2 protein-coding genes are annotated in these 1,912 nt (G+C 67.9%); both read right to left on the bottom strand.

Annotated features, from left to right (window positions below):
• Positions 1–16: 16 nt before the first annotated feature.
• Positions 17–871: a Bax inhibitor-1/YccA family protein gene (locus WAX14_RS11230; protein ID WP_422628157.1), complete on the bottom strand. Its 855-nt coding sequence runs from the start codon at positions 869–871 to the stop codon at positions 17–19.
• Positions 872–978: 107 nt separating this feature from the next.
• The coding region (locus WAX14_RS11225) for a class I SAM-dependent methyltransferase (RefSeq protein WP_422628156.1) at positions 979–1,912 on the bottom strand (934 nt) is incomplete at its 5' end.

Genomic DNA, 1,912 nt, shown 5'->3' with positions numbered 1-1,912 from the left:
GGGGTTCAGGCCGTGACTAGTCGCCGCTCTGGAAGTAGCTGAGCAGGCGCAGGATCTCGACGTACAGCCACACCAGGGTGACGGTGAGACCGAATGCGACGCCCCACGCGGCCTTCTCCGGTGCCTGCGCGCGAATCAACTGGTCGGCAGCGTCGAAGTCGAGCAGGAAGCTGAACGCGGCGATGCCGATGCACACCAGGCTGAAGATGATCGCGACGGTGCCGCCGTCGCGCAGGCCCAGGCCACCGTCAACGAAGAAGCCGGCGACGAGGTTACCGAGCGCGAGCACCAACACACCGATGAGCGCGCCGACGATCATGCGGGTCAGACGCGGAGTGACGCGAATAGCGCCCGTCCGGTACACGACGAGCATGCCGAAGAACACACCGAAGGTGCCGAGCACCGCCTGGGCGATGAGCGTTGCGCCGCCCGCGCCACCGAACGTGATGTCGGTGAACATGAACGACAGCGCACCGAGGAAGAATCCTTCCGCGACGGCATACGCGAGGACGATCGCCGGGTTGTCCATCTTGCGACCGAACGTCGCGACGAGGACCAGAACCAGGCCGATCAGGCCACCGCCGATGACGAACGGCGCCGCCAGGCTCACGTTGGAGTTGACGAGGAAATACGAGATCAGCGCCGAAACGGTGAGCACACCGAGCGTGATGCCGGTCTTGGTGACGACATCGTCGATGGTCATCGCGCGGGTCGTCGCGGGCCGAGCCCACTGATCCTGCTGCTGGTATTGAGGCTGACCGAATTGCTGGGTGACCTGCGCGGCGCCTGCCGTCGCAGAGCCGAACGTGGCGTATCCGCCGCCCTCTTGCTTGGGCAGGTTGCGGAACACCGGGTTACTGGTGGTGCGCACCGTGCACATCCCTTCTCGTGGTCGATTCTGTCCGTTCAACGAGCGGCCGGGGCCGGAGGTTCCCGCACACACTGCCGCTACACCACAAAGACCGGACGAACCGGACTCTACCGGGTTCGGAGCGACCTGGTCACCGTGAACTTGCGGTTCCGTCCCATGACGTCGGTCTTCCCGACGGTCCGCCGCAGGGTTCCGCGATAGTCGAGATGCGAGTTGTACACCGTCCACAGTTCACCGCCGTCGCGCAGGACCCGCGCGGCCGCATCGAACATCTTCTCGGCCGCACCGGTATGCACCGCGGCACCGATGTGGAACGGCGGATTGCACACCACCACGTCGACGGAATCCCCCGACAGGCTCCCGGCTGCATCGTCACGCAACACCTCGACGCGATCGGCGACACCGTTCGCGGCGGCGGTCGCCGCGGCGGACGCGACCGCGGCGGCGGACTGGTCGGTGGCGACGACGCGCAGATTCGGACGCAGGCGAGCCAGGGACACGGCGAGGATGCCGGTGCCGCAGCCCAGGTCGACGGCCACGGTCGCGTCGCGCGATGTGCGCGGGAGGAACCCGAGGAGGAACCGTGTGCCGATGTCGAGTCGCGGTCCGGCGAACACCGCCCCGTGCGCGACCACTGTCAGGTCGAGGTCGGTGAGACGATCGGTCACCGGATAGGTGGACGCGCCGGGAATCGGGGTGCGGGCGGTGAGCACCCTCGACTTCTGCCGCCCGCGAGACGCACGGACGTCGGCGAAGGAGCGTCCGAGCACGTCGTTCATGGCGTGGGTGATGTGCTTGTCGCGACCACCGGCGAAGACGACCACGTCGGGGTCTGCGTCCCTGGCGATCGTTTCGGCGATTTCGCCGAGCGCGCTCAGCGACCGTGGCAGCCGCAGCAGCACCACCCGCGCGCCCGTCACCAGCGCGGCGTCGAGGTCGTGGCGGGTGAACCGGTCGGCGAGTCCTTCACGGTCGGCGTTGCCGGCCAGCGCCCTCTCCCCCACCACCGAATCCTGGTGGACCCGCAGGCCGGTGCTGCCG

Source organism: Rhodococcus sp. (in: high G+C Gram-positive bacteria), assembly GCF_049299235.1.
Classification (GTDB): domain Bacteria; phylum Actinomycetota; class Actinomycetes; order Mycobacteriales; family Mycobacteriaceae; genus Rhodococcus.
The sequence above is the reverse complement of the archived record's forward strand: the minus strand, read 5'-3'. Positions and strand labels throughout refer to the sequence as shown.